Annotated in this window: 16 protein-coding genes, 1 tRNA gene and 2 pseudogenes; 11 read left to right on the top strand and 8 right to left on the bottom strand. The window is 41.0% G+C overall.

Annotated features, from left to right (window positions below):
- The first annotated feature begins 405 nt into the window (after positions 1 to 405).
- From AACH44_RS07670 to AACH44_RS07655, 4 genes and pseudogenes are all read left to right on the top strand, one after another.
- A complete protein-coding gene (locus AACH44_RS07670; RefSeq protein ID WP_261849982.1) occupies positions 406 to 660 on the top strand; it encodes a biofilm/acid-resistance regulator YmgB/AriR in 255 nt (84 codons plus the stop codon).
- A gap of 957 nt (positions 661 to 1,617) precedes the next feature.
- Positions 1,618 to 2,215 (top strand): annotated as a pseudogene (locus AACH44_RS07665) (transposase family protein).
- Between the two features lie 41 nt (positions 2,216 to 2,256).
- Positions 2,257 to 2,553, top strand: coding sequence for a hypothetical protein (locus AACH44_RS07660; RefSeq protein ID WP_338659546.1), 297 nt, complete (start codon positions 2,257 to 2,259; stop codon positions 2,551 to 2,553).
- Complete coding sequence (locus AACH44_RS07655; RefSeq protein WP_261849980.1) at positions 2,550 to 3,476, top strand: AEC family transporter; 927 nt, start codon at positions 2,550 to 2,552, stop codon at positions 3,474 to 3,476. The genes AACH44_RS07660 and AACH44_RS07655 overlap by 4 nt, the downstream gene beginning before the upstream one ends.
- Here AACH44_RS07655 and AACH44_RS07650 read toward each other — a convergent pair.
- Both AACH44_RS07650 and AACH44_RS21215 read right to left on the bottom strand, forming a co-directional pair.
- Positions 3,430 to 4,049 (bottom strand): annotated as a pseudogene (locus tag AACH44_RS07650) (HD domain-containing protein). The gene AACH44_RS07655 and the pseudogene AACH44_RS07650 overlap by 47 nt on opposite strands.
- A gap of 518 nt (positions 4,050 to 4,567) precedes the next feature.
- Positions 4,568 to 4,786, bottom strand: coding sequence for a hypothetical protein (locus AACH44_RS21215; RefSeq protein WP_425606634.1), 219 nt, complete (start codon positions 4,784 to 4,786; stop codon positions 4,568 to 4,570).
- Positions 4,787 to 5,043: 257 nt separating this feature from the next.
- On the opposite strand from AACH44_RS21215, the gene AACH44_RS07640 reads away from it, so the two are divergent.
- On the top strand, positions 5,044 to 5,646 hold the full coding sequence (locus AACH44_RS07640; RefSeq protein ID WP_261849979.1) for a class I SAM-dependent DNA methyltransferase: 603 nt from the start codon (positions 5,044 to 5,046) through the stop codon (positions 5,644 to 5,646).
- A 314-nt stretch (positions 5,647 to 5,960) separates the two neighbouring features.
- Here AACH44_RS07640 and AACH44_RS07635 read toward each other — a convergent pair whose 3' ends face one another.
- Positions 5,961 to 6,515: a histidine phosphatase family protein gene (locus AACH44_RS07635; RefSeq protein ID WP_261849978.1), complete on the bottom strand. Its 555-nt coding sequence runs from the start codon at positions 6,513 to 6,515 to the stop codon at positions 5,961 to 5,963.
- Between the two features lie 6 nt (positions 6,516 to 6,521).
- A complete protein-coding gene (locus AACH44_RS07630) occupies positions 6,522 to 6,887 on the bottom strand; it encodes a winged helix-turn-helix transcriptional regulator (protein ID WP_261849977.1) in 366 nt (121 codons plus the stop codon).
- A gap of 110 nt (positions 6,888 to 6,997) precedes the next feature.
- Here AACH44_RS07630 and AACH44_RS07625 point away from each other — a divergent pair, with 110 nt between their 5' ends.
- Complete coding sequence (locus AACH44_RS07625) at positions 6,998 to 7,303, top strand: NAD(P)H-dependent oxidoreductase (protein WP_261849976.1); 306 nt, start codon at positions 6,998 to 7,000, stop codon at positions 7,301 to 7,303.
- Between the two features lie 878 nt (positions 7,304 to 8,181).
- Here AACH44_RS07625 and AACH44_RS07620 read toward each other — a convergent pair.
- Positions 8,182 to 9,054 (bottom strand): alpha/beta fold hydrolase, encoded by an 873-nt coding sequence (locus tag AACH44_RS07620; RefSeq protein ID WP_261849975.1) that lies wholly within the window; start codon positions 9,052 to 9,054, stop codon positions 8,182 to 8,184.
- 539 nt (positions 9,055 to 9,593) lie between these two features.
- Positions 9,594 to 9,681, bottom strand: a tRNA-Ser gene (locus AACH44_RS07615).
- 288 nt (positions 9,682 to 9,969) lie between these two features.
- Here AACH44_RS07615 and yccA point away from each other — a divergent pair.
- Positions 9,970 to 10,629 carry an FtsH protease modulator YccA gene (yccA, locus tag AACH44_RS07610; protein WP_103860384.1) on the top strand — a complete coding sequence of 220 codons (660 nt, stop codon included), beginning with the start codon at positions 9,970 to 9,972 and terminating at the stop codon, positions 10,627 to 10,629.
- A 155-nt stretch (positions 10,630 to 10,784) separates the two neighbouring features.
- Positions 10,785 to 11,114: a sulfurtransferase TusE gene (gene tusE, locus AACH44_RS07605; protein ID WP_261849974.1), complete on the top strand. Its 330-nt coding sequence runs from the start codon at positions 10,785 to 10,787 to the stop codon at positions 11,112 to 11,114.
- 10 nt (positions 11,115 to 11,124) lie between these two features.
- Here tusE and yccX read toward each other — a convergent pair whose 3' ends face one another.
- Positions 11,125 to 11,403: an acylphosphatase gene (yccX, locus tag AACH44_RS07600; protein ID WP_261849973.1), complete on the bottom strand. Its 279-nt coding sequence runs from the start codon at positions 11,401 to 11,403 to the stop codon at positions 11,125 to 11,127.
- Between the two features lie 230 nt (positions 11,404 to 11,633).
- On the opposite strand from yccX, the gene hspQ reads away from it, so the two are divergent.
- Positions 11,634 to 11,942, top strand: coding sequence for a heat shock protein HspQ (hspQ, locus tag AACH44_RS07595; RefSeq protein ID WP_261849972.1), 309 nt, complete (start codon positions 11,634 to 11,636; stop codon positions 11,940 to 11,942).
- A gap of 80 nt (positions 11,943 to 12,022) precedes the next feature.
- Here hspQ and AACH44_RS07590 read toward each other — a convergent pair whose 3' ends face one another.
- Positions 12,023 to 12,436, bottom strand: a complete 414-nt coding sequence (locus AACH44_RS07590) for a CoA-binding protein (protein ID WP_261849971.1) — start codon at positions 12,434 to 12,436, stop codon at positions 12,023 to 12,025.
- A 196-nt stretch (positions 12,437 to 12,632) separates the two neighbouring features.
- Here AACH44_RS07590 and AACH44_RS07585 point away from each other — a divergent pair, with 196 nt between their 5' ends.
- Together AACH44_RS07585 and AACH44_RS07580 are read left to right on the top strand one after the other, a co-directional pair.
- Entirely contained in the window at positions 12,633 to 13,157 is a 525-nt protein-coding gene (locus tag AACH44_RS07585; protein WP_261849970.1) for a DUF2057 family protein, read from the top strand.
- Positions 13,158 to 13,294: 137 nt separating this feature from the next.
- Positions 13,295 to 13,753, top strand: a complete 459-nt coding sequence (locus AACH44_RS07580; protein WP_261849969.1) for a methylglyoxal synthase — start codon at positions 13,295 to 13,297, stop codon at positions 13,751 to 13,753.
- Positions 13,754 to 13,820: the final 67 nt, after the last annotated feature.

The following is a 13,820-nucleotide window of genomic DNA, read 5'->3' as shown; positions in this document are numbered from 1 at the left end:
TGATATGTGCCACAGAAAAATGTCACGTTCTTGTACAGATAAAGGTCTATAGGACGTGATCCAAATACATTAACAGTTTTTATGTTCAGCTAATCTCTCAACCTCCGAGCATCACGCCATGTTTAACTTATTGAAGCCATGTCATCTCATATAATTATTCCAGACATATTATTGGTGAGAAATAGCAAATTCATATTTATTCACCTGACCATTGATCACCATCATCCTTTCACGATCGTACAAGCTGCCGAGTAATGCTGTGTTTATTTATCCTATTGACTGGTTTTATGCACGTGATGCGCTAAAGTTAACTAACCGTTTCTTCACATTTGGTGGATGGTGTATTAGCACTGTCTGGCAGTGTGTGCGTAAACTCAATCCAAAACGTGAAAGTGAGGAGAGGCAATGCATCCAGAGGTGTCCCCAAACGAGCACCCCACATCGGGTGATCGTGGTCTTGATTCTCAGGCTAGTGATATCGAGATACTCGGCAACATTGTGGAAGAAATCATTCAATCCGGTCATTCCGTTAGTAACAAGGCCATCATTGCTAAATTAGTTAACAAAATTGAAAAGGAGGCCAATAGCGTTTTTCAGGAAAAGTACCGCGCCTTGCTGGAGTTGGTGGTTTCTAAAACTCAGGACGATTTCCTGATTTAATGCCCCGTCAAGACATTCGACCATCACCCCGGTAAGATTTACGTATTACCAAGATACTATTTTATTTAATTAACGGTTCCATCGATAATGAATAGACTAAGTCGGGAAAATGAAAATATATTCATTGTCATATTTTCCTCCATCACGAATGAATACATTAAAATCCCGACATGACATATATTTATTTTTTGCTAATCGTTAGTGACCATTTCCAAATAAATACGCGATGAAAAACTCTCGCGCGGCACTCGTCCAGATTTAAGCCACTTAGCGCATGCCGACTCTGGCAGAAATAAAAACACCACAATAAAAAGACGATATTAGATTCGACTACAGCAACGAAAACGGGATAAATAACTTCGCCTAATACCGCTCCACTTTAGCCAGACCATGCTGAGATTGATCAAATTGCACAATCCGAGCTGAGTTCCCTCAAAGGGATCTACTATTCCGTGCGGCTATTTAGCAATGCGGAAACATCATAGCTGAGGCGGAGCACAACAGAGCGAGCACCGAACATCCATAACGTTTCCGTGTCATAAATATTCACCAGTAAGCCAGAGTTCACATGAACTTGCTTTTTTCACAAAAATTTATAACACTTTCATTACATAAAGTTCAATCGTATTTATTCTCCCTGTAACTTACATATCAGGGGAAGCCATATCTCTTAGTTATTAAAAATTCGCATATAAAAAGTATGATAATGGGAATGTTGCTATTACTAGTCTCTACACGTGATTTTCTTCTTAATAGTTATTTCATCTATTCAATTCCTAAAAAATATTTATCATGATGTCATAAAAAAATTAACTTACAAAGGAGTTGTTTATGACATATTCTCGTGTTATTGCCACTATTGGTCCCAGTGCGGGATCCCACTTTACTTATTGAAATAGAGAATTTATTTCGATTTCATTGATCTGAGCTTTATCCCCAAAAACACAGTGAAAGATAATGTCGCTCTTTAATTATATCAACGAAATACCCGACCCACGTTGCGAAACGAACAAAAAGCATGAATTGATGGACGTCATCTTCCTCACCTTTGCTGCCGTGCTCAGTGGCGCATCGGGATGGAAAGCCATACAGCAGTTCGGCGAGTGTCAGCTCCCGTGGCTAAGGCTGCATTCCCCTTTTATTAACGGCATTCCCAAACGTCATTGTATCGCCAATATTATCAAGGCATTAGATAGCGAGTCTCTGATATCGGCACTGTTAAGCTGTATGAATTTGTTAAGCAACGTTTTTCTTCATGTTATGACGATGAGGGGCTGGCGACGCATACGGAAAATAATCAGGCTCATGGGCGGGCGGAGCATCGTCAGATAATGCAGATAAGTGCGGACTTTCCCGACGAACTAACACAACGCTGGCCAACAATCCGTACGTTAATAGAAGTAGTGAGTGAGCGTGGCGAACGGGGAAAAACGGTACACAGAGAGTCGCGTTGAGTGTCCTGAAACAGCATCAAGGCAGAAAAGATAGCAGAGCGGGCAAACGGCAATGTGCTGGGTGGTCAGGAGATTTTCGCAGCGAGGTTATATTTGGTTAATTTATCGACAAAGTGGAATCCCGCCCTGTATGGGGGGGGCTTTGCTTGCCCTCTACGCATCCACAACACAAAGTGAGAAAACAGCCATACGCAATGTTGTATCTCGTTATTATTTGATGTTTGGCATCATCCAGTTGATGACACTTATTATCCTTAAACCTCAGTCTATTAGTGTTTCTGGTTTTCTCGCCGCACCACTTGCTTTATTAATTTACTGGGCCGTGGGGAAAATTTTGTTTCGTCGTACCAGTGCTACCGTATATGAAGGCCTGCTGACAGGGTTTATTGTGGTATATGGTATTGTGGTATTGACTAAGAGGTATATCTGGCAACAATGATGACAACTCTTCTGGCACTTATTCCAGTCATGTTTCTTATCGTATTGGGTTATGTATTACGCTCACGTAACCTTATTGATATGCAGTTCTGGCTACCCTGTGAAAAACTCAATTATTTCTGGCTGTTTCCTGCTCTGATGTTCTCGCAGGTTGCCACAGCAGATTTTGGAGAATTTCCGATAAAACCCATTGCGTGGTCTCTTCTGGGGGCTGTAATCATGGGTGCATTGTCTCTATGGATTTGGCGGGGGGTGAGTAAACAGTCCGGTCCAGTATTTTCTTCTGTTATTCAGGGCGCGTTGCGCCCTAATACGTATATCGGTGTAGCTGCTGCCGTAGCTACTTATGGCAATATCGGCCTGACTGTAACTTCTATCAGCATCGCAGTTGCAATTCCTCTGCTCAACGTAGCATCTATTATTATATTGATGTATTACGGTCAGGGAACAAAACCAGCCGCATCGCAGATAGTGCGGGCATTAGTGCGTAACCCTGTTATTATTTCAGTGCTTGCGGGACTTCTGTTTAATGCCTCGCATCTGAACCTGCCGCAGACAGTACGAGATATTTTGCATATACTGGGTGGCGCTTCACTTCCGCTGGGTTTGCTGGCTGTTGGTACTGGACTGGATCTCCGTGCTGCCCGTGCTTCTCATGGAGCCGTGTTGCAGTCCACATTTGTAAAGCTACTTCTGGTTCCTCTGATGACATTAATTATTGGAATATGCTCAGGTATTAGTGGTCCTGTTCTGGCAACGGTCGTGCTATTTAATGCACTTCCCTGTACACCTTCTGCTTATATCATGTCCAAACTACTTGGCGGTGATTATCGCTTATCTGCGGGTATTATCTCTGTCCAGACAGTGCTGGCAGCTGTCACGATTCCAGCAATCCTGTTCCTGACAACTTTGTCACCGAACTAAGTTGCGTATGTTGTTCATATTGTTCCCAGCTTTGAATAAACCACTTATCATTGCCCTGCTGCTGGTGTAACCGGGCAATGCCTTCATCACATGTAAATACAATCCTGAATGACCGGCAGTCATAACACTTAATAATCTTTTCATTTCAATAAGATATTTACAGGCAAAAACAGGATCTCTGTCTACAATACAACCGGCATTATCAATAAGGTCACACAACTTTATCGTCTGGGCTTCTGGATTTGCCTGAGCACTGTGAATAAGATTAGCATTTTTGCGGGTAATACGTTCGCCACCGCTTCTTCTGGGACGAACATCAGTTAACATTTCAACGTATCGTTTCACCAGAGAACCAAACTGGACGCCAATTAAATCCAGTGTAATATCTGTATCTTCAACGACATCATGAAGCCATGCGGCAGCGATCATTTCTTCGGTAGGATTTGCACACTTCAATAGTTCGACAACGGCTGTCGGGTGAACAATATAGGGTTCGCCTGTAAATTTCCTCGTTTGCCCTGCTTCGGTATGAGCCTGCGTTGCAAAGATTCTGGCTCGTTCGCTTAGTTTCATACATTTGCCCTAAAAATTTTAATATACACTCTATACCCAATAAACCTCAAGACGCAGGTTTGAGGTTTATTGGGTATAGAGTCCGGAACACTGACCGTACAGTCAGTCGCATATTTTCCTCCTAATCCTTATACTGTAAGGGCTACAGGCTGATTATTTCTTAATTTAATTTTGCAAGAAGTAAGAGATAATATTTAAGAGGATTAAAAGAAACCGGGCGATTGTTATGATCGCCATACAGGGTTTCAACATTAAAAATGATTGGTTGTTATTATGTACAAGGTGTATTTTTTATTTCGAAGCTTTCCTTTTTATTTCACTAACCTCTTTTTTGAAAATCACCATCCTCTATGATCTAAATCTCATGTGCTGTCGAAAGTGATGAGTCTGTTTTCATGCCACACGACTACGATCAGTGTCAAGGTTGTTGTCACCCTCAGCTTATTACATTATTTTAATCACACAACGCGAGCTCACCGTTCGGTTACTAAGAAGCGAGTAAAATTTAACACTGATGGCTACAAGCCAACACCTGATGAGATTAGACGCTTTCCAAGTCGTCCCAGACAGGAGCAACCAGTATTAGATAAAAACAGGGATTTTACGCCAATTATCTCATCTTGCACATCAGCAGGAGGTGCTTTGTATTCCCTTTCAGCGGCATCGTTAACAAATGAGAATTTTTTTAAGATAGCTCCTTGCCAAAATTTTTCGTAATCATCTATTGATAAAACCATATTCTTTACTACAACCAATTGAAAAACAAAACTGACTTACCCCCGACTAAATCACCTGTCTTCCAAGTCGCTCCAGACAGGAGTAACCAGATAACACTCTGGACTACATACCTACTCTTTCGGGGGATAGGAAATCACCAGCACCACTGTTGAAACCGCCAGGTTATCATCACGATTGAATGTAAAACAAACGATTGGATTGAACAGAAAAAATATGGTATTTAGTATATATAAATCTTGTTGCCAACTGAGGTTTTATGCCAAACCCTATATCAGAAACCACCATTGAATTTTATAAAAAACATGCTCATAAATTTGATGAAATAAGGAAAAAACATTTCCACGAGAAACCTTGGATAGATCGGTTTTTATCAGGCACGCCACCGAATAGCGATATACTTGATATAGGCTGTGGCTCTGGTAATCCGCTAGGCGGATATATAATCAATCAAGGATATAATCTTACAGGGATTGACTCATCTTCACCATTAATTGAACTCTGCATAAAACGCCATCCTTCCCATAACTGGATTATTGGCGACATGCGCACGCTATCACTGAATAAATCCTTTGATGGCATCATTGCTTGGGATAGTTTCTTTCATCTCACTCAAGATTACCAAAGGAAAATGTTTTCGGTCTTTAAGGCACATTCTCGCAAAGGAGCTATGTTAATGTTTACCAGCGGAACCCATGATGGAGAAGTTATCGGAAAATTTCTTGGTGATGATCTATACCATGCGAGTTTATCGCCAGAAGAATATCGCAACCTATTAGATAGTAATGACTTCACTGTCGTTGAACATGTCCAAAACGATCCGAGTTGTGATAGAACGATCTGGTTAGCAAAATTTCGGTAAAATATTAATCATGTATATCGAAAATATAAAATCCATGTCATCATTTCACTTGATATTTTTCATCTGACTTCAGATGTTTTATAACTAAAGCGCACTCCTGTTAAAAGTAAAAAGAAGCCTGTTAGCACTGATGTTAAATACGATAAGCGTATACTTTTTGACGAAGTGTAAGGTATCTATATGCCACGCACTGAGTATGAAAAACGAACAAAACTCAACACTAATGATTGCAAACGTGATATTTATTATATATAAAATACCATTATTAAATAATGGTCGAATTGGTATCGTATTCCACAAAAATAACCTACCAGTCAGCGTTTCTCATAAATAGTTAGTTCCCAGTAGTTTTTACCTAATGTTTTTGTTTTTCTGAATCCTTTCCTTTCAAGCTGGGAGCCAATCATACGATTCATAATCCCATGTCCCATTAAAGAAACCGATTTTTCTTTTTGGGTAAAGTTTATTAATTTTGTTGCAGCCAATTTAGAACGAAGTTTAGCTGAATAATATGATTCGACATTTTTAGAAAACCCTACCAACCATAACATACGAAATATAAAAATATATGTCATTGGTGATAACCTCAACAAAGAACGGTTAAATGAAGGTAATTGAGCCTCACGAAATATTGGGTCAATCATATCAGGATTAATGCCCATCATTTCCAACGACGTTAATGTTCTTGGTAATGAACTAGCGATGAAAAAACTCTTACCAACATTGCCGTTTATAAAAAGGTATGGCGGAGGGTTTTCACTTACCTCACTTTTATCATAATCATCTATCCATAATGCCATCTCATTTGAGGATAATTTTTTCGTTATGTCAACATCAGGTTTACCATGTCGAATTAATATTATCTTCATAATACTTCACACTCTCTCTATTATCTCAGTATCCGTCCACGATGAAATAGCCTCAAGAACGGGTTTGAATGATTGCCCAAACTCAGAAAGGGAATAAATAACTTTTAATGGTGGTTTTTCACCGAAAACTTTTCGCGTAATAAGCCCATCTTTTTCCAGTTTTTTAAGCTGTAAACTTAACGTCATTTCAGTAATGTGTGGAATATTTTTGCGTAGCTCACTGAATCTTTTATTTCTATCTTTTAAATAGTAGAGAATAACGCCTCTCCATTTTCCACCGATTAAATCCATAACCAGACTAACCGGACATGGATAGATTTTTTCATTCAAAAAAACCTGACAAGCTGCATTTTTAGTGATTTTTGTCTTCATGCTATCTCCACTATCGATCTTGATAGTTATTGTCAATGACAAGCTATGCGGTAAACTTACCACACCACCTATCATTTTGATAGTTATCGACTGTTATTAAGTGAGATCTTATGGCGTTAGTTATATTGGCACATCCTAACATCGAAAACTCTATAGCAAATAAGTCTATCACAACTGAATTACAACATAGTCTTTCTGATATAGAAATCCGTGATATTTTTCAGTTAAACCCAAATTACAAGATTAACGTAAAAGAAGAACAAGCCGCTTTATTACGTCATAATCTTATTATTCTACAATACCCTATGTATTGGTATAATACACCTGCCATTTTGAAAATCTGGTTCGATCAGGTATTTACTTATCAGTTTGCCTATGGTTCAAAGGGAGATAAGCTTAAAAATAAAAGCCTGTAGCCAAGCCTTACAGTAGGTCAACCAGAATATAATTTCAAAAAAGAGGATCACAGTCCATTAATTGACAGTTTATTGATGCCGATAAAAAAATCTGCTGAATATGCTCAAATGAACTATATTGAACCCGTTATTTTGTATGACATTTCAATAGTATCGGGCCATACTGAATTAGAAATTAGAGATAAAGCAAAAAACCATAGTAAAAAATTAATAGAAACTATTAACCACATGGTAAAATAAGAATCATTTTTATGTGTACAATAGAAGCTTTGGATTAACAGCCATATAATACAAAACTGTAAATTTCATATCTCACCCAGAGAATATATGAAATGAGGTTCATTCACGGACACTTTGTTGATTTTTAGTAAAGGATATTTTTAAAATATTATTATAAATTAAAGCTGGAACCCCGGCTTTAATTTATAATAATATAGTCGTATGACTAACCACCAGCTCTATTTCTAATTGCATTCCTATAACGCTGTTGCTCAACGATGCTCAGACTGGGATCAGACAGAACACTTGGTCTCTTCACAGCAAAGTCGTAGTCAATTTGTGATTGTGTTTCATATTCTTTGGTAGGCTGATAATAATCTGTTTATGGGCTTGCTGATGGTGCAAGAGAGCCAGCATAAGTATTACTCCCAGTGCAACAGAGATAAGCCAACAGACTGACAAACAGGAAGATATCCATATCACATTTATCCATTAAGCACGTATCCACTGCCATATACATCTGAAAACACGCAATGAAATATCATGGTGTAGATAATCAGAAATGCTGGGAGCATCTATAATTGTAAGCTCTAATCGATGATAATGCAATTAATCATCTATTATTAAATATAATTGTTAGAAATTTATCGAATCAGTCATCAAATAAATCTAATCACTTCGGACAAAATATCATCTGACAATGACCATTGAAAGAAATGCCCCATATTTAATAGTTTAATTTGTGAATCAGGAATACAGTTAGCTAAATATTCCCCATGTTCTAATGGCAGGCATGGGTCATACTTACCATGTATAATCAATACTCTTGCTTTTATTTTTTCTATTTCTTTTAGCCTATCTTCAGATTTAACCATTGCTGATACATGGTTAATGGGTGATAAAGTGGTAGACTCTCTTTCTTCCGAGGAATGCAAAATACTGCTAATCTCTTTTAATGGAAAAGGGTGAGTCCCTCCATAAGCGATTTTCCAAAGTTTAACAAAATATTCATGAAACTCTGGTTTCGTTCGTGGTTGTTTCTTTATTAACTCGGTTAATTTTCTCAGATAGCCTTCATCAGGCGACGGAAGAATAAAATTTTTATGGTCTCCCCCAGTGATCGCTTGAATATGTGGACGATGATCAGCAGTAGTTGATATTAAAACTAAATTTTCAACTAAATCAGGATAGTGGATAGCGATAATTTGGGATATATACCCCCCCATAGAGAAGCCTATAACATTGGCTCGTTTAATGCCATACTCTGTAAGGACACATATAGCATCCTGAGAAAGTCTTTTTAAGTCATATGGTTTAGATAAAAAATCAACACCATCAGACTTACCCGTATCTCGGTGGTCATATCTAATAACAAAAAAACCGGCATCATCTAATTTTTTACAAAAGTCATCAGGCCAATGTATTCCCTGATTCATTGCCCCCATAATAAGTAATATGGCTGGTTTTCTGGCATCTCCAAAACATTCCGACCACAAAGATAAGCCATCATCTGTTTTAATATATTTTTCCATACCACTTCCTATTTTTTAGTAGATATAAACCATATCACAAAAATACATTTTTCAAAATTAGTGTGTGTGAAAAATACTTTATTATCACAAAATAACATATAAGCACGATAGTTAAAATATGAAAATATTAAGATTCACAGAAATTCTTTATATGAACAGCCAAAAATTAGGCCGTTCACAAACGGTAATACCCCAAAAAAAGCAGAGTATTCATAAGTAGAATTTTCTCGTAATCTAAACGCAGGAGATTCTTATGAAAAAATCACGTTTTACCGCTTTATGACTTCGCTTGCTTTCACCGCCATCCCTTCTTTGCTGTTAGCTGAAATATATCAATCCATTTTCTATCGATTTCAACGCTTGGCAACAGCTAAAGAGGAATTTTTGACGATATGGACAAGAGGAGATTGGGAGAAATAAGATGAAAAAACAGGTAGGCCAAATACAAAAAAAGCCTCCGGTTAAGGAAGCTTTTATGCTGCACTTTATGCAGGACAGAATCAAAAAAAACTCATAACCCATTGATTCTATTGAATGTGTGGCGGAGGAGTAGAGATTCGAACTCTAGAACACTTTCGCGTCGCCGGTTTTCAAGACCGGTGCCTTCAACCACTCGGCCACTCCTCCGCAATGACGCGAACTATAAACAGTGTGGGGGATCTTGTAAAGCATCGCAGCGCTCAATTGCTTGAAAAACAATCTAACGCAACGTGATTGCGCGTAAAATCGTCACACAATACACAAAATAGAGCAATTTATCCTCACCATCATAAGAAGGACAGGGTAAAACACGAACGCAGGTACGGAGTATGACGAATTTACAGCGTAAAGAAGGGTAAACCATCTTTAATAACGTCTTGAAACTATTTATTCTTTGACATTGAATAATAGCACCCTGAAGAGAGAGTCGCTGATATGGATCGTATTGTTGTTTCTTCTACCCGTGAAAGTTCGTTACTCAGCACTCACAAAGTGTTGCGTAATACCTATTTCCTGCTGTCGCTAACACTGGGTTTTTCCGCCGTTACCGCAACCGCAAGTACTGTACTTAACCTACCAGCTCCTGGTTTAATTCTGATGCTCGTTGGGTTTTATGGTCTGATGTTTCTGACACATAAACTCGCGAACAGCCCTGCCGGTATTTTGGCGGCATTCGCACTGACTGGATTTATGGGTTATACGCTGGGCCCGATCTTAAGTTCGCTGATTTCTTCCGGTGCTGGTGACATTGTCATGCTCGCGCTTGGCGGTACGGCTGTGGTGTTCTTCTGCTGTTCAGCCTATGTCTTAACAACGCGTAAGGATATGTCCTTCCTGTCTGGCATGATGATGGCTGGCTTCGTTGTTCTGGTTGTTGCCGTCATTGCTAATCTGTTCTTACAGATTCCGGCATTGCATTTGGCAATCAGCGCCCTGTTTATCCTGTTCTCTGCAGGCGCCATTCTGTGGGAAACCAGTAACATCATCCACGGCGGCGAAACCAACTACATCCGTGCAACGGTTAGCCTGTATGTCGCAATATACAATATCTTCGTTAGTCTGTTGAGCATCTTGGGCATCATGCGTAACGACTAAAGTTAGTGAGTCCCCGCACTGAGAAAAACCAGCGGGTGCACGAATGAGATAATCACTCCACCCTGCGAGCAGAACGCTGACAGGGTGTTTTTTTATTCAGGTACATAAAGAAAAGTTTGTTAAACTGCGGCGGAGATATCGCAGCCGGAGAGAAGATGTTGGAGTTTGAAGGGCGAATGATAGCAACAGACGCACAGGGTTACCTGATGGACAGCACAACGTGGAGTGAAGCATTGGCTCTCGTGTTAGCTGAACAGGAAGGCATCGCGTTGACAGAACCACATTGGGAAGTCGTCCGGTTCGTGCGAAATTTTTATCAGGAGTTTAATACCTCCCCCGCTATACGCATGCTGGTTAAAGCGATGGCACAAAAATACGGTGAAGAGAAAGGAAATAGCCGCTATCTGTATAAACTGTTTCCAAAAGGGCCAGCAAAGCAGGCCACCAAAATCGCGGGTTTACCTAAACCCGTGAAATGCATCTAGCTTCCCCGTGTCAATAACGGATCGTAAAGCCTTCGTAGCCTGTCTTACCATGTGGCTCAATAAGCACCTTATCAACTCTGGCGCTTCGTGAGCCACCTTGCTTCAGCCACTCAATCAACGCGTCTACCGCATGACGTTCGCCACTTGCCACCACCTCCACGCTGCCATCATTACAATTGCGTACATACCCATTGAGGCCAAGTTGCATTGCCTGACGTTGCGTACTGTAACGAAAACCAACCCCCTGAACCACACCATAAACATAGGCCGCCGTCGCTATCGTTGGCATCTTCTCCACCTTCCCCCCAAACCGCCAGGCAACATTTATTAGCGGGACTGTATCTTCTAAAAATTTACACCATACTGTTAATAATGTGTTCAGTCGGTGATGCACTAACGAGCACATGGCATCATTACTTGAAAAACCTCTCAGCGCGAAAAAACGTTATCGGATACAGTTATCCCCTCTCCGCAAAATCTGCAGCGAGTAGAAAGTATAATCAATTTCCAGGGGGTTATATGATCATCAGCAAATTTGGCATCGGGCAACAGATTCGTCATAGGCTTCTAGGGTTTCCAGGCGTCATTATCGATATCGATCCCGAATATTCACTAGAAACGCCCACCTGGGAAGAAATTAGTGGCAATGGCACACCGCGATCCGAACCGTGGTATCACGTTGTGATGGAAGATGACGAAGGCCAACCGATACATACTTATTTGGCAGAAGCACAGTTGATGAAGGAAGAGCTTTCTGAACACGATCATCCTACGCTAAATGAGTTAGCCGAGGTCATTCAACGTCGCGCACCACAGTTGCGCCACTAACTGTCATCAAAAACGGATATTGGCACTACAGTCAGGCATCGGTGATGTTGTGATAGTCAGCATCGCCCAATGCCTACCGTTTATTTATCCAAACCCAGCCGTGGGATTTCAATTTTCGGGCAACGATCCATCACAACTTTCAACCCCGCATCATGGGCCAAAATTGCCGCTTCCTCATTAATAACGCCAATCTGTAACCACAGAACCGTCGCGCCGATGGCGATAGCCTCTTTAGCCACCTCATAGGCCGCTTCCGGCTGACGAAAAACATCAACCATATCAACAGGGGCAGGAATATCCGCCAAGCTGGAATACGTTTTTTGGCCTAAAAGTGTCTGCCCAGCCAGCTTAGGGCTGACGGGTATGACGTTATAGCCCTGCTCAAGTAAATAGGCCATTACACCATAACTTGGACGGGACGGTTTATCGCTGGCGCCCACTAACGCAATGGTTTTTACCGTTTTCAGTACCGATTCAATATCACTGTCATTCATGCTATTCAGCCTCTCTTGCGTGATTGATTACAGTGTATCTCACATTCGACGAATGGCGGGAAATGGCTTACAGCACCCACGATGCTCATGCAGCATGACACGAAAAATGCCATAACAGCCTGTTTCAAATTGAAACCTTTGACACATTCAGACAATTCCTCAACAATACCCGAATTACGTACCATCTGAGAAAATTATGAAATTCGGCTTCATCACTGTCTGCCTTTTTATTGCAGGTTTAAGTACCTCGGCAATTGCGGCAACAACGTTGAAATTAGATCAGAAAATCGATCTCCTGATGGTTGACGGGCAAAAGATGTCAGGCTCGTTGCTGAAAGGTGCCGATAGCCTCGAACTTGGCAGTGGACAACACCAGATCCTGTTCAAAGTTGTCGATACTGTCGATGCGCAGACTGGCGCGCCAGCGACCTATTTTCCCTCAACGTTTATTGCGACCTTCAACACCGAAAAAGTGGCGTCGGTGTCATTTAAGCTGCCGCCGCTACAAACCCTTCAGGATCGCCAAAACTTCACGGCGCTTCCTCAATATCAACTGCTTGATGAAAAAAATCAGGCTATCCCCATGCGTACCGATGCGTTTGTCATCGCAGGCAATGAGCTACTCGATATAGAGCGAAAAATGTCGGAATACAACGCAGCAGCAAAAGGGGCTTCCGTTGCTGGTTTTGCTAGCGCACTGAATGAATCCGTAACCTGGTGATTTAACGCGCAGTCACATCAGATTTTTGATACCCGTTCGTCTTTTCCTGCTTTTATCGCTTTGCACTGAAACAGCGTTTCCGTAATCTGTCTGTACCCTAGCGTCAGCTTTACTACACCAGATTGAAGGACGTAACCATGGAGTTCACCACCCGAACCATCGCCGCGCAAAAACATATTGCGCTGGTAGCACACGACCACTGTAAACAATCCTTGCTGGATTGGGTTGGTACGAATAAAGAACAGCTCAAAGAGCACACGCTTTACGCCACCGGTACTACCGGGAACCTGATTCAGTTAAATACGAGCCTGCCCGTAAAAAGCATGCTGAGTGGGCCGATGGGGGGCGACCAGCAAGTTGGTGCACTCATCTCCGAAGGGAAAATTGATTTAATGATCTTCTTTTGGGATCCACTTAATGCCGTGCCGCACGATCCCGATGTAAAAGCGCTACTGAGACTCGCTACTGTCTGGAATATTCCTGTTGCCACCAATCGTGCAACGGCGGATTTCCTGGTTAATTCTGCGCTATTTAAAGAACCTGTTCAGATAACTATTCCTGATTATCAGCGCTACCTGCAAGACCGCCTCAAATAGCAAGAACACATAAAAATAGACCAGCACCGAGTTGCACACTCGGCACTGGTCTCTACTGTTCAACTTC

Origin of the sequence: Pectobacterium araliae (genome assembly GCF_037076465.1) — a bacterium.
GTDB lineage: Bacteria > Pseudomonadota > Gammaproteobacteria > Enterobacterales > Enterobacteriaceae > Pectobacterium > Pectobacterium araliae.
Note: the sequence above shows the minus strand (reverse complement) of the source record. Positions and strands in the feature narration are given on the sequence as shown.